The following is a 1148-nucleotide window of genomic DNA, read 5'->3' as shown; positions in this document are numbered from 1 at the left end:
ATGGCAAAGGCAAAGTTTGAACGGAACAAACCGCACGTCAACATCGGCACGATCGGTCACGTTGACCACGGCAAGACGACGCTGACGGCTGCGATCACGAAATACTACGGCGAATTCAAAGCCTACGACCAAATCGACGGCGCGCCGGAAGAGAAAGCCCGCGGGATCACGATCTCGACGGCGCACGTGGAATACGAGACCGAAGCGCGCCACTACGCGCACGTCGACTGCCCCGGCCACGCTGACTATGTGAAAAACATGATCACCGGCGCGGCGCAAATGGACGGCGCGATCCTCGTGGTTGCTTCGTCGGACGGCCCGATGCCGCAAACCCGCGAGCACATCCTGCTCGGCCGTCAGGTCGGCATTCCGTACATCACCGTCTACATGAACAAAGTGGACCTGGTGGACGACGAAGAGCTGCTCGAGCTGGTGGAAATGGAAGTTCGTGAGCTTCTGTCGGACTACGACTACCCGGGCGACGACACCCCGATCGTCAAAGGCTCGGCGCACCAAGCGCTGATCGGCGAAATGAAAGAGATCGGTGAAGATTCGATCCACGCGCTGATGAAAGCCGTTGACGAATACATCCCGACCCCGGCGCGTGCGGTTGACCAACCGTTCCTGATGCCGATCGAAGACGTGTTCTCGATCTCGGGCCGCGGCACGGTTGTGACCGGCCGTGTGGAACGCGGTGTGATCAACGTGGGTGACGAACTGGAAATCGTCGGCATCCGTGCGACGAAGAAAACCACCTGCACCGGCGTTGAAATGTTCCGCAAACTGCTTGATCGCGGTGAAGCTGGCGACAACATCGGCGCGCTGCTGCGCGGCATCGACCGTGAGGGCGTGGAACGTGGCCAAGTGCTGTGCAAACCGGGCTCGGTGAAACCGCACACCAAGTTCGAAGCCGAAGCCTACATCCTGACCAAGGAAGAAGGCGGTCGTCACACGCCGTTCTTTGCGAACTACCGTCCGCAATTCTACTTCCGCACCACCGACGTGACCGGCACCGTGAACCTGCCGGAAGGCACTGAGATGGTGATGCCGGGCGACAACCTGAAGTTCGAAGTCGAACTGATCGCCCCGATCGCGATGGAAGAAAAACTGCGCTTCGCCATCCGCGAAGGCGGCCGCACCGTCGGCGC

Annotated in this window: 1 protein-coding gene; it reads left to right on the top strand. The window is 60.4% G+C overall.

Translation table 11 applies throughout. The annotated features are described in order from the left end of the window. Window positions 1-1148 (top strand): elongation factor Tu (tuf, locus tag BW967_RS18350; protein WP_076486573.1); only part of this gene is annotated, 1148 nt, incomplete at both ends.

It is taken from the genome of Rhodobacter aestuarii (assembly GCF_900156655.1).
Classification (GTDB): domain Bacteria; phylum Pseudomonadota; class Alphaproteobacteria; order Rhodobacterales; family Rhodobacteraceae; genus Rhodobacter; species Rhodobacter aestuarii.
Note: the sequence above shows the minus strand (reverse complement) of the source record. Positions and strands in the feature narration are given on the sequence as shown.